Annotated in this window: 23 protein-coding genes; 11 read left to right on the top strand and 12 right to left on the bottom strand. The window is 36.7% G+C overall.

Annotated features, from left to right (window positions below; all coding sequences use genetic code 11):
• Positions 1–233 precede the first annotated feature (233 nt).
• From ileS to trpS, 6 genes are all read left to right on the top strand, one after another.
• On the top strand, positions 234–3,629 hold the full coding sequence (gene ileS / locus ABJ974_RS01185; RefSeq protein WP_419869572.1) for an isoleucine--tRNA ligase: 3,396 nt from the start codon (positions 234–236) through the stop codon (positions 3,627–3,629).
• 59 nt (positions 3,630–3,688) lie between these two features.
• Entirely contained in the window at positions 3,689–4,069 is a 381-nt protein-coding gene (locus ABJ974_RS01180; RefSeq protein ID WP_292010164.1) for a TraR/DksA family transcriptional regulator, read from the top strand.
• Positions 4,070–4,151: 82 nt separating this feature from the next.
• Entirely contained in the window at positions 4,152–4,397 is a 246-nt protein-coding gene (locus tag ABJ974_RS01175) for a DUF6576 domain-containing protein (protein ID WP_419869571.1), read from the top strand.
• 27 nt (positions 4,398–4,424) lie between these two features.
• Positions 4,425–5,063 carry a lipoprotein signal peptidase gene (locus tag ABJ974_RS01170; protein ID WP_419869570.1) on the top strand — a complete coding sequence of 213 codons (639 nt, stop codon included), beginning with the start codon at positions 4,425–4,427 and terminating at the stop codon, positions 5,061–5,063.
• Between the two features lie 12 nt (positions 5,064–5,075).
• Entirely contained in the window at positions 5,076–5,717 is a 642-nt protein-coding gene (locus tag ABJ974_RS01165; RefSeq protein ID WP_419869569.1) for a SanA/YdcF family protein, read from the top strand.
• Between the two features lie 64 nt (positions 5,718–5,781).
• On the top strand, positions 5,782–6,750 hold the full coding sequence (trpS, locus tag ABJ974_RS01160) for a tryptophan--tRNA ligase (RefSeq protein ID WP_419869568.1): 969 nt from the start codon (positions 5,782–5,784) through the stop codon (positions 6,748–6,750).
• A gap of 43 nt (positions 6,751–6,793) precedes the next feature.
• On the opposite strand, the gene ABJ974_RS01155 is transcribed toward trpS, so the two are convergent.
• From ABJ974_RS01155 to ABJ974_RS01135, 5 genes are all read right to left on the bottom strand, one after another.
• Positions 6,794–7,489, bottom strand: coding sequence for a YjjG family noncanonical pyrimidine nucleotidase (locus tag ABJ974_RS01155; protein WP_419869567.1), 696 nt, complete (start codon positions 7,487–7,489; stop codon positions 6,794–6,796).
• A gap of 200 nt (positions 7,490–7,689) precedes the next feature.
• Complete coding sequence (locus ABJ974_RS01150) at positions 7,690–8,280, bottom strand: RNA polymerase sigma factor (protein ID WP_419869566.1); 591 nt, start codon at positions 8,278–8,280, stop codon at positions 7,690–7,692.
• Between the two features lie 193 nt (positions 8,281–8,473).
• On the bottom strand, positions 8,474–8,965 hold the full coding sequence (locus ABJ974_RS01145) for a hypothetical protein (RefSeq protein ID WP_419869565.1): 492 nt from the start codon (positions 8,963–8,965) through the stop codon (positions 8,474–8,476).
• 81 nt (positions 8,966–9,046) lie between these two features.
• Positions 9,047–10,327, bottom strand: coding sequence for a methionine adenosyltransferase (metK, locus tag ABJ974_RS01140; protein ID WP_419869564.1), 1,281 nt, complete (start codon positions 10,325–10,327; stop codon positions 9,047–9,049).
• A gap of 216 nt (positions 10,328–10,543) precedes the next feature.
• Positions 10,544–11,494 (bottom strand): LysR substrate-binding domain-containing protein, encoded by a 951-nt coding sequence (locus tag ABJ974_RS01135; RefSeq protein ID WP_419869563.1) that lies wholly within the window; start codon positions 11,492–11,494, stop codon positions 10,544–10,546.
• Between the two features lie 127 nt (positions 11,495–11,621).
• Between ABJ974_RS01135 and ABJ974_RS01130 the strand changes: the two genes are divergently transcribed.
• From ABJ974_RS01130 to ABJ974_RS01110, 5 genes are all read left to right on the top strand, one after another.
• Positions 11,622–13,112: a catalase gene (locus ABJ974_RS01130; protein ID WP_419869562.1), complete on the top strand. Its 1,491-nt coding sequence runs from the start codon at positions 11,622–11,624 to the stop codon at positions 13,110–13,112.
• Positions 13,113–13,214: 102 nt separating this feature from the next.
• On the top strand, positions 13,215–13,979 hold the full coding sequence (locus ABJ974_RS01125; RefSeq protein ID WP_419869561.1) for an enoyl-CoA hydratase/isomerase family protein: 765 nt from the start codon (positions 13,215–13,217) through the stop codon (positions 13,977–13,979).
• Positions 13,980–14,009: 30 nt separating this feature from the next.
• Complete coding sequence (locus tag ABJ974_RS01120; RefSeq protein WP_419869560.1) at positions 14,010–14,441, top strand: deoxycytidylate deaminase; 432 nt, start codon at positions 14,010–14,012, stop codon at positions 14,439–14,441.
• 5 nt (positions 14,442–14,446) lie between these two features.
• Entirely contained in the window at positions 14,447–15,355 is a 909-nt protein-coding gene (xerD, locus tag ABJ974_RS01115; RefSeq protein WP_419869559.1) for a site-specific tyrosine recombinase XerD, read from the top strand.
• Positions 15,355–15,870 carry an NUDIX hydrolase gene (locus ABJ974_RS01110; protein ID WP_419869558.1) on the top strand — a complete coding sequence of 172 codons (516 nt, stop codon included), beginning with the start codon at positions 15,355–15,357 and terminating at the stop codon, positions 15,868–15,870. Before xerD ends, ABJ974_RS01110 begins: the two co-directional genes overlap by 1 nt.
• A 39-nt stretch (positions 15,871–15,909) precedes the next feature.
• Here the strand turns inward: ABJ974_RS01110 and ABJ974_RS01105 are convergent, their stop codons facing one another.
• The 7 genes from ABJ974_RS01105 to ABJ974_RS01075 all read right to left on the bottom strand — a co-directional run bounded on the left by ABJ974_RS01105 (position 15,910) and on the right by ABJ974_RS01075 (position 24,161).
• Complete coding sequence (locus tag ABJ974_RS01105) at positions 15,910–16,368, bottom strand: heme-binding domain-containing protein (protein WP_419869557.1); 459 nt, start codon at positions 16,366–16,368, stop codon at positions 15,910–15,912.
• 3 nt (positions 16,369–16,371) lie between these two features.
• Entirely contained in the window at positions 16,372–18,129 is a 1,758-nt protein-coding gene (locus ABJ974_RS01100) for an Ig-like domain-containing domain (RefSeq protein ID WP_419869556.1), read from the bottom strand.
• 118 nt (positions 18,130–18,247) lie between these two features.
• Positions 18,248–19,498 (bottom strand): serine hydrolase domain-containing protein, encoded by a 1,251-nt coding sequence (locus tag ABJ974_RS01095; RefSeq protein ID WP_419869555.1) that lies wholly within the window; start codon positions 19,496–19,498, stop codon positions 18,248–18,250.
• Positions 19,499–19,603: 105 nt separating this feature from the next.
• Positions 19,604–20,536, bottom strand: a complete 933-nt coding sequence (locus tag ABJ974_RS01090) for a 2-hydroxyacid dehydrogenase (protein WP_419869554.1) — start codon at positions 20,534–20,536, stop codon at positions 19,604–19,606.
• 73 nt (positions 20,537–20,609) lie between these two features.
• Positions 20,610–21,155: an acyl-CoA thioesterase gene (locus ABJ974_RS01085; RefSeq protein ID WP_419869553.1), complete on the bottom strand. Its 546-nt coding sequence runs from the start codon at positions 21,153–21,155 to the stop codon at positions 20,610–20,612.
• Between the two features lie 7 nt (positions 21,156–21,162).
• Positions 21,163–21,891, bottom strand: coding sequence for an HU domain-containing protein (locus tag ABJ974_RS01080; RefSeq protein ID WP_419869552.1), 729 nt, complete (start codon positions 21,889–21,891; stop codon positions 21,163–21,165).
• Positions 21,892–22,043: 152 nt separating this feature from the next.
• Complete coding sequence (locus ABJ974_RS01075; protein ID WP_419869551.1) at positions 22,044–24,161, bottom strand: TonB-dependent receptor; 2,118 nt, start codon at positions 24,159–24,161, stop codon at positions 22,044–22,046.
• Positions 24,162–24,179: the final 18 nt, after the last annotated feature.

Here is a 24,179-nt window from a genome sequence, read left to right as displayed (position 1 = left end):
AAGTTATTAAAACTTAGTATACCCTTGGAAAATTTTATGTTTCGACTGAAAAATAGGATTTAAGTTATAAAATATCTAAAAATCAGGCTTTTCATATTCCAGAAGGCTTTTATAGTTTATGATTCTGAAATTGAAGTTTTTAATAGAAAGAACCTACGCAAAACATACCTTATAAACCGACAAAATTCACTAAATTTGCAAACTTAATTAATCAACGATATTGAGATATTACAATGAGCCAGTTTAAAGAATATAAAAACCTCAACCTTATTGACATAGCTGAAAATGTTTCTGAATTTTGGAAACAGAAGAAAACATTCAATAAAAGTGTTGAGATTCGTGAAGGTAATCCGGAGTTTGTATTTTATGAAGGTCCTCCTTCTGCCAACGGAATGCCCGGAATTCACCACGTAATGGCAAGAGCATTAAAAGATATTTTCTGTCGTTTTCAGACTCAGAACGGAAAGCAGGTTTTCCGTAAAGCAGGCTGGGACACTCACGGACTTCCCGTAGAGCTGGGTGTGGAAAAAGAACTGGGAATCACAAAAGAGGACATCGGCAAAAAGATCTCTGTGGAGGATTATAATAAAGCATGTCGTGAAGCGGTAATGCGCTATACGGATGTGTGGAATGACCTTACAGAGAAAATAGGATATTGGGTGGATCTTGATGATCCTTATATCACCTACAAATCCAAATACATGGAAACGGTTTGGTGGTTACTGAAACAGCTGTATGGTAAAGAACTATTATACAAAGGATATACGATCCAGCCTTATTCACCAAAGGCAGGAACCGGACTTTCTTCCCACGAGCTGAATCAGCCGGGAACTTATCGTGATGTATCTGATACAACGATTGTGGCCCAATTTAAAGCTAAAAAAGAATCTACGGATTTATTCAATGATATAGACGGTGATGTAAGCATATTGGCATGGACGACCACTCCTTGGACCTTACCTTCCAATACGGCTCTTACCGTGGGAAGAGACATTGAATATGTTGCTGTTAAAACCTTTAATCAATATACTTTTGAGCCGGTAACCGTAGTGCTTTCCCGAGTACTCTTACCTAAAGTATTCGGTAAAAAATATACGGAAGGAACCGATGAAGATTTTGCCAGTTATACTCCGGAAAGCAAAACCATTCCTTTCAGAATACTCAAGGAATTCACCGGAGAGCAGCTTGCAGGTACGCGGTATGAGCAACTGGTTCCATGGTTTACTCCCAATGACAATCCTGAAAATGCATTCAGAGTGATTGTAGGAGATTTTGTGACTACCGAGGACGGTACAGGTATCGTTCACACTGCCCCTACTTTCGGAGCGGATGATGCCAGAGTCGCTAAAATGGCTCAGCCGGAAATCCCTCCAATGTTGGTAAAGGATGCCAACGATAACCTTGTTCCTCTTGTAGATTTACAGGGTAAATTCATCCGTGGTGAAAATGTTCCGGAAGTTTTCTCAGGAAAATATATAAAGAACGAATATTATGACGAAGGAACCGCTCCTGAAAAATCATGGGATGTTCATTTGGCTATTTTATTAAAAGAAGAGAATAAAGCCTTTAAGGTAGAGAAATACGTCCACAGCTATCCTCATTGCTGGAGAACTGACAAACCTGTACTTTACTATCCGCTGGATTCATGGTTTGTAAAAATGACGGCAGTGAAAGACAGATTGGTAGAGCTTAACAAAGGAATTAACTGGAAGCCGAAAGCTACCGGAGAAGGACGTTTTGCCAACTGGCTTGAAAATGTAAACGACTGGAACCTTTCCCGTTCAAGATATTGGGGGATCCCATTACCGATCTGGAGAACCGAAGATTTAAAAGAAGAAAAAATCATCGGATCTGTGGAAGAACTCTATAACGAGATTGAGAAAGCTATTGAAAAAGGATTGATGAATGAAAATCCATTTAAAGGATTTAAAGTCGGAGATATGTCCGAAGGTAATTATTCCCTTGTGGATCTTCACAAAAATGTTGTGGATAAGTTAGTTCTGGTTTCTGACTCAGGAAGACCTATGAAGCGTGAAAGCGACCTGATCGACGTTTGGTTCGATTCAGGATCCATGCCTTATGCACAATTGCATTATCCTTTTGAAAACAAAGAACTGATTGATGATAATAAGGCATTCCCTGCGGACTTCATCGCGGAAGGTGTAGATCAGACCCGTGGATGGTTCTATACTTTACATGCCATCGGAACTGCTGTTTTTGATTCGGTAGCTTATAAAAATGTAATGAGCAACGGTCTTGTTCTGGATAAGAACGGACAAAAAATGTCAAAGCGTTTAGGAAATGCTGTCGACCCGTTCGAAACCCTTTCGATCTACGGACCGGATGCAACACGTTGGTACATGATGTCCAATGCAAATCCATGGGAAAACCTGAAATTTGATATCGAAGGGATTGATGAAGTAAGAAGAAAATTCTTCGGAACCCTTTATAACACTTACTCTTTCTTTGCATTATATGCGAATGTAGACGGATTTACTTATCAGGAAAAAGATGTGGAAAACAGGCCGGAAATCGACCGGTGGATCCTTTCGGAACTTAATCTTCTGATAAAAGAAGTAAAAGCTTTCTATGAAGATTATGAACCTACAAGAGTGGCGAGAGCTATTAATACTTTTGTGAATGATAATTTAAGTAACTGGTATGTAAGATTATGCAGAAGACGTTTCTGGAAGGGAGAGTATACGGAAGATAAAATCTCAGCTTATCAGACTTTATACACGTGTCTGGAAACGGTTGCCAAATTGTCTGCTCCTATCGCTCCGTTCTTTATGGATCAATTATATCAGGATCTTAATAATGTAACAGGAAAAGAAAACTGTGAATCCGTACACCTTACGGACTTCCCGACTGCTGATGAAAGGTTAATTGACAAAGACCTTGTAGAGAAAACGCACCTTGCTCAGAATATTACAAGTATGGTCTTTTCTTTAAGAAAGAAAGAAAATGTAAAAGTACGTCAGCCGCTTCAAAAAGTATTGATCCCGGTATTGGATTCAAAAACGGAAGAGCAGATTCTGGCTGTTGCAGAATTAATTAAACAAGAAGTTAATGTTAAAGAATTGCAATTAATCAATGCTGAGGAAGCATCTCATTTAATTGTAAAACAAATCAAACCTAATTTTAAAGCACTAGGTCCTAAATTAGGAAAAGACATGAAAGTAGTTGGAAATGAAATCGCTGCACTTTCACCTGAACAGATATCCAGCCTTGAAAAAGAGGGCAAACTGGATATCCAGGGGTATGAAATTACATTAAGCGATGTTGAAATTTCCACCAAAGATATACCTGGATGGACGGTAACTTCTGATGCGAGAACAACTGTGGCATTAGATTTGACGCTAACAGATGAGTTAAGATCTGAAGGAATTGCAAGGGAATTTATCAACAGAATTCAGAATCTGAGAAAAGATAAGGATTTTGAACTTACAGACAGGATCAACATCTTTATTGAAGAAGGTACTCCGTTTATCGAAGACATCAGGAAAAACGAACAATATATTTCTTCCGAGGTCTTGTCAAATAAAATAGAAATTGTATCTTCACTCTCAAATTTTAACGAAATCGAAATAGATGAGGTTAATTTTAAAGTAAATATTGAAAAATATTAATATTTAGTTATTGGGTTATAAATTCCATTTCATAATTTTATTAAAAAAGAAAAAACAGTATGCAAGACGAAAGAGTAAGATATAGTGACGCTGATTTACAGGAATTTAAGAAATTAATTCAAGAGAAAATTGCTAAAGCAGAAAAAGATTTGACAATGATCAATGAGAGTTTCATCAACGACCAGAATAATGGAACCGATGATACTTCTCCTACTTTCAAAGCTTTTGAGGAAGGAGCAGAAACTCTAAGTAAAGAACAGAATGCAATTTTGGCAGGAAGACAGGAAAAGTTCATCCGTGATCTTAAAAACGCTTTAATAAGAATTGAAAACAAAACGTATGGCGTTTGCAGGGTAACTGGTAAATTAATTCCAAAAGAAAGACTTTTAGCTGTTCCTCATGCTACTTTAAGTATTGAAGCGAAAAATATGCAGAAATAACCGCAAGGTTTGTCAATAATTTAGGTTTATATTGTATTGTCTCAATACCTTATAAACCTAATTTTTAATATATATTCATCTCATGAGCGAATATTGGGTTTTGGGAATTGTTCTCATTATTGTATTAGGCTTCTTCAACCGGGAATGGATCAAAAATAAATTATTCCCCGAAAAGCCTAAGAATTACACCATTGATGATCAGTTTAATTCCGACAAACGCGAAAGAGAAAAGGAAATAGACCGACTCTTAGCTAAAATGGGTAAAAATGGAATCAATGACCTGTCTGCCAAAGACAGAAAAAGACTTGATGAACTTTCCAGAAAATAAAATACAAGCAGATAAAATTTAGAAATCTTGAAAAAAATCTTAGCCGTAACGTTTCTCATCTTATTAATTGATCAGGCTTCAAAAATTTATATAAAAACGCATTTTAACCTGGACGACAGTGTTTCCGTTTTCCCAGGCTTCAAACTTACTTTTGTAGAAAATCCGGGGATGGCATATGGCCTTCATTTCGGAGGAGTGATCGGAAAATATTTTCTGGTAATCGTAAGAGTATTTCTGATCGGAGGTATGATTTACCTTTTCAAAAAGTGGCTCGAAAGGGGAGAATCCAATTATCTGCTGATCCCTATGGCTATGATCTTTGCAGGAGCTATTGGAAACCTGATCGACGGAATGTTTTACGGGCTGATCTTTGACAGCGGGACCGTATATGATGCAAGCATCGACCGTTGGATAGGTTATGGCGGCATTTCTAAGATCGTTCCGTTTGGAGAAGGATATTCAAGTTTTATGAGAGGCTGTGTGGTAGATATGCTTCACTTCCCTCTTGTAGATTGGAATGTTCCCGAAAATGTGCCTTTAATCGGCGGAAAGCATATAGAATTTTTTAAATATATATTCAATGTAGCGGATTCCGCCATTACAGTGGGGGCCATCCTTCTTTTAATTTTCAGAAAAAAAGCGTTTCCGAACGGTCTTGAATTTTAAATTTATACACGAATGAAATTTCTAAAAAATATTTTTAAATTTTTCCTGCTTCTTTTTGTCGCAGGAATTATTTTTATTGCCTTTGCCAATTACAGCATTAAAAAGGAGAGCGATCCTTTTTTATTTGATCTCACTTCGGATGTTCCTCATGTAAAAACCGCTTTACTACTGGGAACCAGTAAAACATTAAGCAACGGGCTTCCCAACACCTATTTCACCAATAGAATTAAAGCAACTGCCCAACTCTATCACAGCGAAAAAATCGAATATATTATCGTAAGCGGAGATAACAGCCGTAAAGATTATAATGAGCCCGAAGATATGAAACTCGCCTTAATGGAACATGGAGTTCCTGAAGATAAAATTTTTTTGGATTTTGCAGGATTCCGTACCTTGGATTCCGTAGTGAGAGCCAAGGAAATATTCGGGCAGAAAAAAATTATTATTGTTTCCCAGAAGTTCCATAACGAAAGAGCCGTATTCCTGGCCAGGAAAAACAATATTGAAGCCTACGGATATAATGCGGAAAATGTCAATAAATTTGCAGGTTTAAAGACCAATATCCGCGAATATTTAGCTAAAGCAAAAGTCTATTTGGATCTGGCCATTGGTAAGGAACCCAAATATGGAGGAAACAAAGTTTTAATTCCATAGATTTTTTAAATCTCACCAAACCTCGTAAATTTACAAATTCATTAATTAAATTTTATTATAACAAATGTCAAGAATTCTTACCGGCATACAAGCCACCGGAACCCCACACCTTGGTAATTTATTAGGTGCTATTATTCCTGCAATCGAATTATCGAAGCAGGAAGGAAATGAATCATTCCTATTTATTGCAAACCTTCATTCTCTTACGCAGATCAAGGATGCAAAAGTATTAAAACAAAACACCTACGAAATTGCTGCGGCTTGGCTTGCTTGTGGACTGGATACAGAAAAAACATTCTTTTACAGACAAAGTGATATCCCTGAAACCTGTGAACTCTCTTGGCATTTATCCTGCTTCTTTCCTTATCAGAGACTGACCCTGGCTCATTCCTTCAAAGATAAAGCGGACAGGCTACAGGATGTAAATGCGGGATTATTTACCTATCCTATATTAATGGCTGCCGATATCCTGCTGTATGATGCAGAAATAGTTCCTGTGGGAAAAGATCAGCTTCAGCATTTGGAAATTGCCCGCGATGTAGCTTCCCGCTTCAATAATCAGATGGGTGAAGTTTTGGTATTGCCTCAATCCGAGCTTCAGGAAGACACTAAATACGTACCCGGCACCGACGGTCAGAAAATGTCCAAGTCCCGGGGAAATATCATCAATATCTTCCTCCCGGAAAAAGAACTGAAAAAACAGGTAATGAGTGTGGAAACAGATTCAAAATCATTGGAAGAACCTAAAGATCCGGAAACCGATAAAGTTTTTGCCATCTACCAGCTGATTGCCACTCCTGAACAAACCGAAGAATTAAGAGCCAAATATCTCGCAGGTAATTTCGGATACGGACATGCTAAAACTGAGCTTCTCAATCTTATCCTTACCCGTTTTGCAAAAGAAAGAGAAACCTTTAATTATTATATGTCCCACCTGGATGAGCTGGAAACAAAACTTCAGGAAGGAGCAGAAAAAACAAAGGTAATAGCTCAGGAAACAATAAAAAGAGTAAGAACAAGTTTAGGAATATAATTCTTTACCATACAAAAAGCTTTTCAGTTTGAAAGGCTTTTTTTTATAAGTATTCTTTTATCTGTAAAAGATGCCGGACAGATTTAAGATCTTTCTCCTGCCTGTTTTCTTTATAGACATCAAAGAAAATAACGTCCATGCCGAAGTTCTGCGCTCCTACCACATCAGCAATCCAGTCATCCCCGATCAGTATGCTTTCTTCTTTCGCTGCCTTGGCTAATCCCAAAGAATATTCGAAAATCCTGGCATTCGGTTTTCTTACTCCCACAGAATCCGCACTGGTTATACTGTAAAAATATTTATCAATTCCCGAAAGTATACATTTTCTTTCCGTTACTTCCTGAAATCCGTTGGAAATAATGTGCAGGGTATAATTTTTAGATTTTAAATAATCCAAAATATATTGCGCCCCTTCCACAAGCTCATTATGATTCAGGATTTTATCCAGGAAATGCTCTTCAAAAAACTGAGCAAGCTGTTCATCATCGACTCCAAAATGTTTAAAAGTATCATAGAAACGGTGCTTTCTCAGATATTCCTTATCAATTATCCCATCTCTTATCTTCTCCCACAGATCTTCATTGATATCGTGATATACAGCGTGAAACTCTTCAAAATCAATTGCATATTTTAAAGTAATTTCCTGTTTTTCGAAAAGGTCTTTTATGGTTAGGTAAGCATTCTTACGGTGGTCCCAAAGGGTGTTGTCTAAGTCAAAAAAAATGTGCTGAATTCTCATACAGCACAAAATTAATAATTTTAATTTTTGGAAATCGGATAATTTCTCGTTTTAGTTGTAACTACATCAAGATTTTTTGAAAAGCTCAGCAAAAAATCAATAGTCTGTTTCTTAGGTTTCAAAGTTTTGACTTTTAAAGAATCATTTTTTCTCATAGGCGAAAATATGTTTTTCTTTAAAACGTAAAATAAAAGCAATTATTATCTCGTAAGAATAATATTATTTTCTTCCATTATCTTTCGGAGATTAATAAGTGCATATCTTACTCTTCCTAAGGTAGTATTGATACTCATATCCGTATGGTCTGCAATTTCCTTAAAGCTCAGTCCGTCAAAGAACCGTAATTTTATCACTTCCTGCTGGTTCTCAGGAAGAAACTCCAGCATTTTCATCAGGTCACTCTGAATCTGATTGGTAACCAGCTGGTCTTCGATATTTTCCGAAGGGTCGCTCAATAAATCAAAAATGGAATACTCTTCACTTTCAAAAGTGGTTTCCGAAACTTTAACATTTTTAGATTTTACGCGGAAATGATCAATAATAAGATTATAAGCAATTCGCTTGGCCCACAGGATAAATTTTCCTTCTTCATTATAACGTCCTTCTTTAAGCATTATGATAATCTTCATGAAAGTGTCCTGAAAAACGTCGTTGGCCAGATCTTCATCATTTATTTTATAAAAAATGAAGGTGAACAGTTCTTTTTGATAACGGTGAATAAGTGTTGATAGTGCCCCTTCGTCCCCATTCTGGTAACGGGAAATTAATAAGCTATCCGATTCTGATTTCATAACTTTCTTCTCTATATTTTATTTGTGTACAATCTTTATTTCCAAGCATTTTACTTGGTAGGCTGTGAATACAAAACAGTTTTAAGAGTAGAGTCTTATCAATAGGCGAATACGGTTTATGGCTGTAAATATAATAAAAAATTAACAACTGTTAATCATTTATTAAATTTTTATAATAAAAATATAAAAAAAGTTACTTAAACCTGTCATGAATAAAGACAGTAGGGATATTTAGTGTGAAGTTAATATTTACACCTTTCAGCTGTTTTCCGCGAAGTTCGGCATTGCCAATCGGAAAGGCATATCCTGCGGTTAAATCCAGAAGCCCAAAGAGAGTAACCCCTACTTTCGGAGCAATATATTTAGTGGTCCCTTCCACTCCCAATAAGAAATAGTAAGAATGGTAGAAGTCCACATTTTTTTCAAAGTTGAGTAAAACATCTGCCTGCAATTTAGGCATAATGGCAAATTGAGAATGGGTAGATCCCATTAAGGCAGAACCTCCAAGCCTGTAAATGACATCATCATTTTTAAGGAACAGCAATTTCCCGCCTACTTCTCCAAAACTCTGGTTTTGATATACATATCCTACATTTATCATTTTATGCATCGTATACTGTGCCTTCATCAGGGCTCCAGAAAGAAAAAGGAAAATGGTAATTATTGCAAGTCTAAGGTTCATCATTACTATTTTAAATTGATGTAAATTTAAAAAAAACTGCTCTATCCGGTTAAGATAAAGCAGCTTATTTATTATCATGAGAAATTAAATTCCAAAAGCGGCTTTAATTTCGTCTACTTTGTCCAGTTTCTCCCAGGTAAAGAATTCAAGGTCTTTAAGTGTCAGTTCATTTTTTTGACCTTTATTAAAAGTTTTATCTGCTTTATAATGCTCTTTACCCATATGTCCATAAGAAGCTGTTTCCTGATAGATAGGGTTTCTTAACTTCAGGTTTTGCTCAATGGCGTAAGGTCTTAAATCAAAAATTGCTGAAACTTTCTCTGCTATTTTACCATCATGAAGATCTACTTTGGAAGTTCCGTAAGTATTAATATACAATCCGCAAGGCTCGGCTACTCCGATAGCATAGGAAACCTGCACCAGCACTTCATCTGCTACACCCGCAGCTACCAGGTTTTTAGCAATATGTCTTGTAGCATACGCAGCACTTCTATCTACTTTTGACGGATCCTTTCCTGAAAATGCACCTCCACCGTGTGCTCCTTTTCCTCCATAAGTATCTACAATGATTTTTCTTCCGGTAAGACCGGTATCACCATGAGGTCCACCGATAACGAATTTTCCGGTTGGATTAATATGGTATTTGATCTGATCATTGAATAATGCCTTGATTTCATCGCTTTGCTTGGCAATTACTCTTGGAATAAGGATATTCTTAATGTCCTCTCTGATTTTTGCAAGCATTACCTCTTCGGTACCGAAGTCATCATGCTGGGTGGAAACTACGATAGAGTCTATTCTGATAGGTTTATGATCATCAGAATATTCAATAGTTACCTGGCTTTTTGCATCGGGACGTAAATAATCGATTTCTTTATTTTCTCTTCTCAGCTCAGAAAGTTCTTTAAGGATTGTATGGGCAAGGTCCAAAGCCAACGGCATATAATTAGCCGTTTCATTGGTAGCATATCCGAACATCATTCCCTGGTCTCCCGCTCCCTGCGCATTCGCTTTACTTTCAAAAGATTCATCGGTCACCGCTCTGTCAACTCCCTGGTTGATATCAGGAGATTGCTCATGGATCGCGGAAATAACACCGCAAGAGTCTCCATTGAACATATATTCACCTTTCGTATACCCAATTCCATTGATCACTTCACGGGCAATACTCTGAACATCCAGATAAGCACCGGATTTCACTTCTCCTGCCAATACCACCTGTCCGGTTGTTACTAAAGTTTCACATGCTACTTTGGAAGATTTATCATAGGCTAGAAAATGGTCAATCAAAGCATCTGATATCTGATCGGCAATCTTATCCGGATGCCCTTCTGAAACGGATTCAGACGTAAATAAATAAGACATATTAGTTCTTTATTTTAAAATTAAAAATAAGAAGAAAAACTTAAAAATAACCAGGAAGCTCAAAAGAAATACTGTTTTAGCATTTTTTTACAGAGGTTGCAATCAGGTCAAATTTTTCCTCATTTCATAAACAGGTGCAAAGTTAAGTACTATTTTTAATACTTAAAAATTTATCTTACGATTTATGATTATTTAATAAAGGAGAGACTGATTACCCTATTGTGGTTTAACACTGGTATAATCTTTCGGATTTTTATTATAGTTCAGCCTGTCCTTCAGGGAATTCTGTATGGAAACCGTTAGTTCATCAATTATTTTCTGCTTAAAGGTCGGTTTATAATAGATCACACTTATTTCTCTATACGGGAAAGGCTTTTTGAATCGGAACACCTTTTTCTTCTGATCTTCGGAAAGCTGGCTTAGAGCCAATTCCGGCAGAATACTGATCCCTCCTACCTCATCCACCATATGAACTAGGGTCTGGATGTTCGAAGCTAAAAAGTCCAGGTTCTTAGGCTTTAATGTATTTTCTTTTAAATGACAAATATTTTCAAACTGACTTCTCAGACAGTTACCTTCTTCTAAAAGCCAGACTTTTTCAACATTAAGTTCTTCAGGAATGATATAGGAATTCTTTTTATTGGCATCATTATCCGAACTGTAGATCATCAACTCTTCATTAAACAGAAAGTCCTGGTAAAATTCATCCGCGGTATCATATGGTGTGGAAATAATCCCCGCATCCAGCTCTCCGGCTTTTAATGCTTTAATGATATTATCCGTGGTCATCTCTTTTACATTCATCTGAATTTTCGGGTTATCTTTTAAAAATTTGAAAATTTCAGTAGGCAGAATAAATGATGATACGGTAGGAATAATTCCGACGTTAATAGTACCTCCCAGAATATTATTTAACAGGTTAGCTTTATTTTTCAGTTCATTTACAGACTCTATAATTACTTTGGCCTGGTCTATAATCTGAAGCCCTACATCGGTTGTGCGGATAGGATGTGTCGTTCTGTCAAATACCTTTACATCCAGTTCATCCTCAAATTTCTGTATCATTGCACTTAATGTAGGTTGCGTAATGAAGCATGCTTGAGCCGCTTTACCAAAATGTTTATACTTATCCACAGCGATAAGATACTCCAATTGCTGAATGTTCATCTGATTAATATTATCTATTACAAAGATATGATGTTTTTGTTATAAGCAATCAAAATTTCGACTAAATTTGTGATTTATTAAATATCTTGCTGCACTAGAAGATTTCAATCAGTCAAATCATAACTATATGGATTCTAAAAAATTAAGATTAAGTAATGGTGCACCTTATTTTGAGCATCATGACTCTCAAACGGTAGGTGCAAGAGGTCCGGTTCTTCTACAAGATTTTATTCTACAGGAAAATCTGGCCCATTTTGTAAGAGAAAGGATCCCGGAAAGAATTGTCCACGCCAAAGGTAGTGGAGCCTATGGGAAATTTACAGTAACGCATGATATTTCAAAATATACAAAAGCAAAATTATTCTCAAAAGTAGGGAATACCTGCCGCATGTTTGCAAGGTTTTCTACAGTAGGGGGAGAAAAAGGAAGTGCAGACACCGCAAGAGATCCGCGGGGATTTGCATTGAAATTTTATACGGAAGACGGAAATTGGGATTTGGTAGGAAATAATACTCCGGTATTCTTTATTAAAGATGCCAAAAAATTTCCTGACTTTATCCATACTCAGAAAAGAGTGCCTAAAACCAATTTGAAAAGTGCCACTATGATGTGGGATTTCTGGAGCCTTAATCCGGAATCGCTTCATCAGGTTCTTATTTTAATGTCGGACAGAGGTACTCCTCATGGATACAGACATATGCATGGCTTTGGTTCCCATACCTTCTCCATGATTAACGAAAACAATGAAAGAACCTGGGTAAAATTTCATTTGAAAACCAAACAGGGGATTAAAAACTTCAATAATGAGGAAGCCATAAAAATGGCTGGTGAAAATCCTGATTTTGCTCAAGAAGATCTTTGTAATGCCATCGAAAACGGAGATTATCCGAAATGGACCATGTATATTCAGGTAATGACTGAAGAACAGGCCAAAGAATTCAGATGGAATCCGTTTGATATCACTAAAGTGTGGTTTCAGAATGATTTCCCTCTTATAGAGGTAGGTGAAATGGAGCTTAATGAAATTCCGGTGAATTATTTTGCCCATGTAGAGCAAGCTACTTTTTCACCAAGCAATCTGGTAAATGGAATCAGCTTCTCTCCGGACAAAATGCTGCAGGGAAGATTGTTCTCTTATCCGGACGCACATCGGTACAGAGTGGGTGTAAATGCACATCAGCTGGAAGTTAACCGATGTCCTTTTGCCGTGAACAACTATCAGCGTGACGGATTTATGGCTGACTCCACAGATTATGGAGATAAGCCTAATTACCATCCCAATAGTTTTGTTGATGATATCCAGCCGGATCCATCTTATAAGAGCTTTGAATATGAATTAGACAGCACCCATGTTGCTAATTATAACAGGAATGAAAATGATGATGACCACTATACCCAACCGGGTCTTCTCTATACAAAAGCAATGAATGCCGAAGACCGTGATCATTTAGTTCACAATATAGTGGAAAGCATGAAAGGGATCAACGGCCCTAAAAAAGAAGAGATTATCAATCGCCAGTTATGCCATTTTTTTCGAGCAAATATCGAGCTTGGCATGAAAGTGGCTGCACAGTTGAGCATTAATATTGACGCCAATATGATGAACCACTTCAAATAAGCAAATTGATAACATAATATTCTAAAATAGGAAAAAGTTGATATTTTTTCCTATTTTTTTAAAAAAAAATTTATAATTTGCCAAAATAATTTTAATACAGAGATGAGTTACGAAAATATTTTATTAGTAAAAGAAGAACTATCAACGATTACAATAAATAGGCCTGAAAGTTTAAATGCATTGAATGCCAGAACAATTCAGGAACTCAGCTCAGCATTAGATGAATTGAACTCGGATAAAAACTGCCGGGTAATTATCATTACAGGTAGCGGCGAAAAATCATTTGTGGCCGGTGCTGATATTAAAGAGTTTTCTGATTTTGGAAAACAGCAAGCTGAAGAATTAGCAAGAAACGGACAAAATATTCTGTTCAACAAAATAGAAAATATGTCCAAGCCTGTTATTGCAGCCATCAACGGTTTTGCGTTAGGAGGTGGTTTGGAGCTTGCATTAGCATGTCATATCAGATATGCCTCGGAAAATGCCAAATTAGGCCTTCCTGAGGTGACCCTGGGATTACTTCCCGGCTATGGAGGAACCCAAAGACTCCCTAAGCTGGTAGGAAAAGGGCTTGCTAATGAAATTATTTTTTCGGCAAAAATGATCTCTGCACAGAGAGCTAAGGAAATAGGTTTGGTGAACGAAGTATATTCTTCCGAAGAGCTTCTGCTGAAAACTAAAGAGTTGGCAGCAACTATTTCCCGAAATTCACCTATGGCAATATCCAGAGCGATAAATGCCGTAAATTTATCTGATACGGATAAAGGTTTTTCTACTGAAATTCAATATTTTGGTGAACTTTTTGAACTGGAAGATAAAAAAGAAGGAGTTTCTGCTTTCCTTGAAAAAAGGAAGCCTAACTTCTAAAAAAATTATAAAATTATTTCGAAATAAACAATGATGCTGTATAATAAGTTTGACAAAGCTTATCTAAAAATGGCCCTGGAGTGGGCAAAACTATCCTACTGTAAAAGAAAACAAGTAGGAGCTCTTATCGTAAAAGATAGGATGATTATTTCAGATGGTTACAATGGTACTCCATCGGGTTTTGAAAATTGTTGTGAAGACAAAGACGGAAAAACTCACTGGTACGTATTGCATGCCGAAGCCAATGCAATATTAAAATTAGCCAGCTCTACACAATCTGCTAAAGGGGCTACGTTATATTTAACACTGTCTCCGTGCAAAGAGTGCAGCAAACTGATTTTACAGGCGGGAATTTCCAGACTGGTCTATATTAACGAGTATTCGGATGATGATGGGATCTCATTCTTAAAAAACCATAACATTGAAATAATACAAATATCGGATTGTGAATTAAAAAAATAACACAAATGACTTGGGATGAAAAAATTAAAGATTTTGAAATCTTTCTTCGTTTTGAAAGAAATTTTTCAGAAAACACTCTTGATGCCTATATCAGGGACATCAGAAAACTAAAAGAATATGCCGAAGAATATCTGGATAATGTCGGCCCAGATAAGATCGCATATGAAAATTTACAAGAATACATTTTTATGCTCTCTAAACAGAAGTTTAGTGAACGCTCACAGGCAAGATGGATTTCTTCTATAAAAGCTTTTTTCAAATTTTTGGTTGAAGACGAAGCAAGAGAAGATAACCCTGCAACACTGCTTGAAGGGCCAAAGCTGGGCTTGTATTTGCCGGATACGTTGAGTCTTATAGATATCAATAGAATTATTGAAGCTATTGAGATCAATTCGGATCTGGGAAAGAGAAATCAATGTATTATTGAGGTTCTTTACGGATGTGGACTCCGTGTATCTGAACTTATCGATTTGAAAATTTCAAATATTAATTTTAAAGAAAATTACATCAAAGTAAACGGTAAAGGAAACAAAGCTAGATTTGTCCCTTTAGCGGATTATACTTCGAAATTATTGAAAAATTTCATATTGGAAGTTCGTCCAAAAAGTAAGATCAACAAGAAGTATGAAGACTGGTTATTCCTCAATAGCAGAGGAACTTCAATGTCGAGAGTAATTGTTTTTCTTATTATTAAGGAGCTTACCGATAAGGCAGGTATAAGTAAAAAAATCTCTCCGCACACCTTCAGGCACTCATTTGCCACCCATTTGTTACAAAATGGAGCAGATCTGCGCTATATTCAGGAAATGCTGGGACATTCAAGTATTACAACTACTGAAATTTATACCCACCTGAAAACTGAAGAGCTTAGGGATGTGATACTTAACTATCACCCTAGAAATATTAATGCTTAATGAAAGTATTGAAATATTGCCCCAATTGTGGCAAAGAATCTCTTAATTGGGATAACGAAAAAAAATGGAGTTGTCCCAATTGTAATTTTACCCTGTACAACAATGTTGCAGGAGCAGTAGCTGTGGTCATCTGCTACGGAAATGAGATCTATCTGACCAAAAGAAACAGGGACCCTAAAAAAGGAAAACTGGATTTGGCCGGAGGCTTTGTAGATCCCAAAGAAAGCGCGGAAGAAACATGCAAAAGAGAGTTATTTGAAGAACTGCAATTGGAGATCAATATTTCAAACCTTACTTATCTGACAAGCTTACCCAATGTATATCAGTATAAAGAAATTGATTATAACACGATTGATTTGTTTTATGAATACAGGGTTTCTGAAAAATTTGAAGTGAACCTTGAGCTTTCTGAGATATCAGAAGCTCAATGGATTCCTTTAAACGAACTTAATCTCGAGGATATCGCTTTTGATTCCCAGAAAAAGTTTTTTGAAAATTATCTTAAGGAGATTTAATTTAAAACATATTTCCCGGCTTTCCCTGTGAACAGCTGGCTAATAATTTTTAGAATTGAATATTTCTTCGAAGTAATTGATTAATAAGGTTCTTTCTGCTTCAGATAAATTGGCTTCGTCATGGTAGACGATATAGCCTGGCATTGGCATGGTCTTATTTTGAAGACTTTGTATAGAGTTTTTAAGCATATTGGCTTTTAAATCCTTATTATAAGTTGCCCAGACAGAAAAGTTGAGATGCTCCCTCCCTTCATTTATATGGCTTTTTACGGACCATGAAACAGGAGCTATATACGCATATTTAGGATAAACCGTTTCATTGGAATGACAGTCATAACAAGCTGATTTCAGTAGACTCCCTATCTTTTCCGGAGTTTTGTGAATGTCTGTAAAATTAGCAGCATGATCCACAGGTTTATTTTCCCGGTCAACAGGAATAAACTGAATCAGAGCAAAACCTACCAAGCTCCAAAAAATAATCTTTTTTATCATCTTCATTATTTATTTAACGGGAGTTAAAACAGAACTTCCTGATTTCAGTTCTTTTTCACTGCTATCAATGACAGGAGTATCTGTCGGCGGCAAAGGGTCAGGTGTACTTACAGCCGGAGTACCTGCAGCTTTAGGATTGTCCAGTGTTCTCGTATCTTTAAGATCCCATTCTTCCACCGAATCCCATAATGGTCTCACTACGGCTACTTTATAGTAGGTATAAACATCTTCCGCAAAAATATCTTTTTCAAAGTCAGCCTCATCCCAATATTTATTGCCGTTATTATCCGTAAGAATCCTTACAATGTATTCAGCCGGCTTTACAATATCAAACTTTACACTTTCGGTATTGGTATATTTCTGATAAATAAGTTTTCCAGAAGAATCCAGCAGCTGTATCCAATAGTTGGAATCAGGCTTATTCTGAAGTTTCAGTGTAAGGCTTCCATAGTTTTCCACCTTGTCTGCTTCAAAATCAAAACGGTAAGACTTAAGTATTTTGTCATAATATGATCCGATGGTTTCTTTCGGTATGGTCAACTGATATTTTTTACCTACCTCAAAATCGGACTGTACAAGGATCTGATACGGATTGGTTTCTGAAATTCTGGCTGTAAACTCATGAGTAGTTAAGCTGTCACTTTTCAGCATCCATTTTTCCGGTTCTATTTTATCAACAACATAATTGGAGAGAATCTTAAATTCAGTTTTTGGTGGTAACAGATTTCCATCATTGTTGGAGGCTATTGTCATTGCATTTTTAGCATTATACTTATAAAATACAGAAACCGTATCCTGCTTACCATCGGCATCATAACTGAATTTCAAATTTTCGGTTACGGTCTGCCCCACTCCGTTCTTCACTGCATCAAACCAGATATTTACAGAATCTGATTTCGGACGATGGGTTACTTTAATATCCTGAAGCTTTTCGTTCAGGGATAATACTTTTATATTCTCCGGGCCTCCTTCAAACGTCATTAAAATTCCTCCGGGAACTTCTTTCATCTCTCCGTATTTCAATGCTTTTTTAGATGGATATACTTTCAGGTTTAATCCCGAAATGGATTTTTCTACATCCACAACATCTTTCTGAAAACCTACTTTCTCTTTTCCGGCATCATATACGGAGTTTCCGTTCTCATCTTCAAAGGCTATAATTTTATATTTTCCTGGTGATAGATAGTTCAGTTCATAATATCCATCAGCATCCACTTTGGTGATATAATAAGGCTTTTGTCTGTAATTGATGGAATCATTAGCCTGATATAATCCTACAACCAGTTTATTTTCGGTAGAAGTCTGCTTTTTAAGTGCCATGGCATCTTTTACTTCACCACTTATATAAAGGTCATCCAGCTTATCGCCCGTAGAAAAAGCAAAATTGAAATAAGGCAATACATTCGACTCATTATTATCTACAATAGAATTTCCAAAGTTGAAATTATAAGTGGTATTGGCCTGTAAAGTATCTTCCCATTGAATCAATACATATTTATTGGCAATATTGGAAGGTAAGATACGTTTGATCTTTTTAATAGGAGGAGAAATAATAAGGTTCTTATTAATATCTTTCAATGTTACATATTCATCAAAGTCCAGACGGAGCTCCCGGATATCCCTGGAAACATTCACTCGTGCGGAGTCTATATTGGAACTTAAAAACTTCGGAGCTAAAGAATCTTTAGGCCCTCCCACCGGAGAACCTACCCTTGCACAGGAATGCACAAGAAAACTTATAATGAGTAATAAAAAATATCTCTTCATGAATATGTTTAAGCAAAAGTAAACATTATTCTCCAAAAACTTCATTTTCACTTTTCAAAAACTTATAATGAGTAATAAAAAATATCTCTTCATGAATATGTTTAAGCAAAAGTAAACATTATTCTCCAAAAACTTCATTTTCACTTTTCAAAGAGTCATTCATTACGGCATGAAGTTTCTCTTTCTGAACGGGAAAGTCTTCAAATAAACCTGATAATGCCAATGCCGTATATACTTTGTTGGAATATTTATTCCCTATGGCCACAATAGTCACTTTTGAATTCAACAGGTGGGCAAATACGGAATTGGTACCATGCCACCATCCGTTATGATAGGTTAGTTTTTCTCCGTTATCAAAAATTTTCATCCTGAATCCTAAGCCATAATTATTCATCCCCGGCTTTTCATTGCTGTATGGAGTGAAGACCATCTGCATGAGTTCAGGTTTTAAAAAGTCTTTGGAAAACATGGCTTTTGAAAAGCTATACAGATCCCTGGGCGTGGTATATACGTTTTTGTCTCCGTAAATAAGATCCAATCTGTCCAGAGGATATAATTTGTTGCCTCTGTAATAAAAAGACTGGGAAGCCGTAGGAATGTCTTTCTCCTGGAAGATATAGGTATGTTCCATTTTCAGGGGTGTGAAAATCATTTCTTTCATAGCCTGAGGGAAAGGAGTTTTGGTCACTTTTTCTACCAAAAGGGCAAGCAGGGCAAAATTGGTATTGCAGTACATAAACCCTGTATTGGTTTCTCGTGCTAGCTCAGGCTTGTATTTAATGAGCATTGTAAGGATATCCTCATTGGTTAAAAATGCTTTTGAAAGCTCAGCCGGGGCAGGTTGTATTTTAGGAATAAAATATTCATATTTCGGGAGTCCGCTTCGTTGGGAAAGCAAGGCCTGTACGCTAACTTCAGGATAAGGAAATCCCGGAAAGAACTGGGTAAGATGATCGGTAAGTTTGATCTTTCCTGATTCTACCAGTTTCAGTACCGCCATTGCCGTTAAAGTTTTTGAAACTGAAGCTACATGTAAAGGAGTATTCTTATCAATAGGCTGTTGGTTCCCTTCCCTACCGAAGCCCCTGTATTGTTCAAATAATATATCGTCTCCTTTTGCTACCAGGATTCCTCCGCTAAGGTCATTTCCTTCCCAAACTCTTTTGTAATAATCATTGATATAGCGAATAACAGCATCTTTATTTTGGAGAGCGTCATCACTCTTAGTAAATACTTTATCCAGCTCTACATTTCCAAAATTAGGAAGGTTGGTCGTTTGTTCGAGCTTTTTTTCTTGAGATTCACTTTTGTTTTTACAGGAGAAAGAAATTAAAAAAACAGATAGAATAAGTAAGGTCAGCTTCTTCATAAATTCAAAAAAATGATCGGCAATTTAATAAAACTCAGTCCAAATCCCGACCTGCAAATGTAAATTATGAATTATTTAACATATTTGTATATAAATAACATTATGCTAAATTATATAAGATAAAAAAATTTTATCTACAATAAATTGTGCAAGCTTTTCTTTGCTTTGATGGGTCCATCCGGCAATATGGGGAGTTACGATTACCTGATCCGAAGCCAAAAGGTATTTCAAGTCTTCATTCTCGTTTTCAATGTTTTCAAAGGAAGATTTTTCATATTCCAGCACATCGAGACAGGCACCTTTCACTTTTCCAGATTTTAAGGCATTCACCAGATCTTTAGTCTTTAAGTTTTTTCCTCTTGCCGTATTGACAAAATAAAAATCTTTTTTCATTTCTGAAATGAACTTCTCATCAATCAAATGGTAAGTATCTTCTGTAATAGGGATGTGCAAACTTAGGACATCCGCATTTTCCTGAAGCTCTTCCAAACTTACCTGGGTAGCATATTCATCGGACAGATCAGGCAATATATCATGAAAAATAACTTTACAGCCAAAGCCTGATAATCTTTTAGCGGTTGCTTTTCCCATATTTCCGTATCCGATCAGCCCAACGGTTTTTCCTAATAGTTCGTCCCCCCGGTTTTCTTCCCGTTTCCAGATTCCTTCCTTCACTTCCTGTGAAGCAATAAACAGGCGGTTCATAATAACCAGAAGCATTCCTAGAACATGTTCGGCCACGGAATCACGATTTCCCTCTGGAGAATTAATCAGCTGAATCCCCAATTTTTCAGCTACGGAAATATCAATATTTTCCATACCGGCACCCACTCGGGCAATAAATTTCAGGTTTTTAGCTTTTTCAAGAAAGTTCTTATCTAATGGAATCCTGCTCCTGATAATGATTCCATCATAATTTTCAATTTTCCGGCAAACCTCATCATAGGAAGACGTAAAGTCCTCTTCCAATATAAAATTTTTAGCCAAAAGCTGTTCTGAAATAAGTGGGTGATTTTTATCTAAAAGAAGGATTTTCATTGTATTATTTTTTCAGCACAAAAAACTTAAAAACCTTATGCTTTTAAGCTTAAAAAGTCCAATAATTAATCTTTTATAGGTGGCCTGCTCCGTCTTCTTCGGTTCCCTGGAAAAGTTTTCTCAGCTCAACGGACTCAAGCGGTTTCATTCTTCCGGAAAGGATCAGTGAAAGTTCTTTTCTTCTGAAGGCAGCAATGTGTCTCTGCTTTTCTTCTTCCGTTTCGGGAATCATTTCAGGAATTGGGATTGGACGGTTAAATTCATCTACTGCCACGAACGTATAAATACCTTCATTGGTATGAACTTTAGTCTGGTTAATCGGATCATCCAGCCAAACGTCAACATAGACTTCCATAGAAGTAGAAAATGCCCTGGAAACTTTAGATTCCAAAACCACCACTCCTCCTTCCGGAATAGGACGGTTAAATGATACATGGTTAACCGAAGCCGTCACCACTCTCCTTTCACAATGTCTTGATGCCGAAATGGACGCGCAACGGTCCATTTTGGAAAGAAGTTCTCCTCCGAAAAGGTTTCTTAAAGAATTGGTTTCATTCGGAAGTACGATATTGGTCATAATGGTCAGAGATTCTGACGCTGTTTTTATTCTTTTCCCCATTGATATACTATTGTTTTGTAGCTGGCTTAAGGTTTACACCCGTAGCAGCAGGCTTTAACGAATCTTTCGGTAGCGAATCGGAAACTATTATTGTGTTCAGGGAATCTTTTTTGAGTTTTACTGTATCTTCTGCGATCCTGTGGGTTTTAGTCTGAACCGTAACATTTTCAAAAGATTTCTTTCCGAAAAGAAATTCCTGCTGAGTATACGCCAGATACGCTATTCCTAAAACAGGAATAAGGATCAGGAAAATCCATAAAACAGATCTATTGAATTTATAATCTTTATCCGATTGTTCTGAATGATCCGCTTTTTCTGTATTTTTAATATCTGAAATTCTGATCTCTTCAAGCCCGTAAAAATCAGGATGTTCCGCCTCTAACCGGTTTCCTTTGAAATGGGATTTTCCTTCACTCAAAGAAAGCACTCCCAATCTTGGAATTTCCAAAGACTGATCGGCCTGAAGCTTTTTCTTCCAAAAATCGGTCTGGATTTCCAATTCGTTTTTTACAGCTTCACGGGATTCTTTCTTTTGCTCCTGAATAAACTCAATAAGATCATCACCCTGAACTTTGTAGTCCAGCTCAAAAGCTATTTGGTTGGAAGGCGGAAGTATGCTGCCATTCTCAGAGTTGATAATCGCCTTAGAGCTCTCCAGGGAAAACACCCCAAAACCTGGAACTACAACAGTTCCAAATCGTTTCAGATATTCTAAAATGTAAGCCGAAATATTCATTTGGTGGCAAATTTATAACTTTTTAATGACTTTCTGTACGATTATCTATATGAAAAAAGACTGCCGAAACAGTCTCTCTGATCTAACTTATTTACAATTAAATATCTTTTTTGAATTTTTGAAAATAATAGACTTCTTTAATTACACTTTCCTCATTGGATCTTCCAACTTATTCCGAACATAAAATTAGTTCCGGCCTGTGAAAAATAATAAGGACTGGAATCATAGACATATCCGTTATTCACATATTTTCTATTAAAAAGATTATTAATCAATAATTTTAAAGCAATATCATTATTCGCAATTTTGAATTGATACTGCGCATTGAAATCGGCAAGCACATAATCTTTAAGCTGTAAATTTCTGTCCTCCGAATTATCGAGGTATTGCTTTCCTACATATTGTCCATTCAGCCAAAACTGGAATTGTTCGGTTGGACTGTACTTTAAAGATAAATTCCCCATAAAATCCGGTGAAAAAGAAATTTGGGTATTTCCCAGATCCTGAACACCCGCTTTATCTTCTATTTTGAAATCTTTATTTCTATTCTGGCTCAGGGTCATATTTCCCGAAACCTCCCATATTTTAGAAATCTTAACGAGAGCACCCAATTCAATTCCTCTTCTATAGCTTTTCCCGGAATTCGTTCTGATAAACTCACCTACGTTATTAATTTGTCCGTTAAGCACCAATTGATTTACGTAGTACATATAATATAAATTTCCTGTAAGAGAAACTATCCCCAGTTGCTTTTCAATTCCTGCCTCAAAGTCATGAAGTTTTTCCGGCTTTACATTATTATCGGCAATCAGATCATCCCTGTTAGGCTCACGGTGGGCATGGGCGTAAGAAAGGAATATTTTCCCTCTGCTTATTTTATAATTCACTCCCGCTTTAGGATTAAAAAACAGCCAGTTTTTATCCAGATTTGCTCCTTCATTGTCTCCTGCCATTAAAATCCTGGTATTATAGTCAATACTTCTAAGCTGAAGATCTCCGAAAAATTCAAAATTATCTACACGGAAAAGAGCTTTTGCAAATCCTGAAACTTCATTTTTTACGGACCGGCTTCTGTAATACTCATGCTTATCAATCCCGGGGTTAAAGACATCCCTTACATTTCCGTAATGCCTTCCATAGTATTGATTGGCTACTGCTCCAAAATTAACATCCCAATTGTCAAATTTTCCATAAAGAGTAGATACTAAGCCATAAAAATCATTATCCAGCCATTTCTTTCTGATAAAATCAGAAGTGGTTAGCGTCTGGCTATCAACGATAAGATTGGGTAGATTATATCGCAAGAAAGGATCTCCCTGTTTATAATTCTCATAATAGCCTTTCCCTTTGGTATAATGGAAAGTAGCTTCCAGATTCCAGCGGTCATTGATTCCCTGCTCCCACAAGAGCTGATAATGGTTTTGCCTGTAATTATCTGTTTCATTATCGTAGAACCCTACGATATTTTCCCAGTTGGCATCATAAATAGCTCCTGAAGGATTAAACTTGGGATTCGTTTCCCAGGTTTTACGGTCTATCCCGTTCCAGGCCTGATAGGTTTTTTCCTGGCCACCAAAAGCCATTAGCCGGATTCTGGTTTTACCTTCTTCAAATAATGCCGTGAAATTATAGGAATGCAAATCGGAAGAAGCCCTGTCAATATACCCGTCAGAATGGATATAGCTGTAACGCCCCATTAAAGAAAGTCTGTTTCCCCAAAATTTACCCGAACCTATTTCTGCAGAATATTTATAGGTATTGAAAGAGCCGTAGCTGTCATCCGTTTTAATATAAAAACGGTCTTCGGGATCCTTGGAAATTACATTAATGCTTGCTCCGAAAGCAGACACACCGTTATTGGAGGTCCCAACCCCTCTTTGGATAACGATCTGAGAAGCCGAACTTGTTAAATCCGGAACATTCACAAAGAAAGTTCCCTGGCTTTCAGAATCATTGAAAGGAACACCGTTCATCATTACATTAATTCCTCGTCCCGCCACTCCACGAATTCTAAACCCTGTGTATCCTACCCCGTTCCCGGCATCGGAAGTCGATATAATGGAAGTTTGATTTTTCAGCAGAATAGGTAAATCCTGGCCCAGGTTCTTATTATCCAAATCTTTCTGAACATTAATAATCTCCTTTGCTACAGGAAGCCTTCTGGTAAAATTAACAGCTTCAATCTCTTTTATTTTCAGAGAATCTGAGTTTTGAGCCTGAATAAAACCAACAGTACTTGTGGTAATAAGCCCTAAAAAAAAACCTTTCATTCGTATAAATTTTTAAAA

The sequence above is a fragment of the Chryseobacterium sp. CT-SW4 genome, assembly GCF_048572715.1.
Lineage (GTDB): Bacteria > Bacteroidota > Bacteroidia > Flavobacteriales > Weeksellaceae > Chryseobacterium.
The sequence above is the reverse complement of the archived record's forward strand: the minus strand, read 5'-3'. Positions and strand labels throughout refer to the sequence as shown.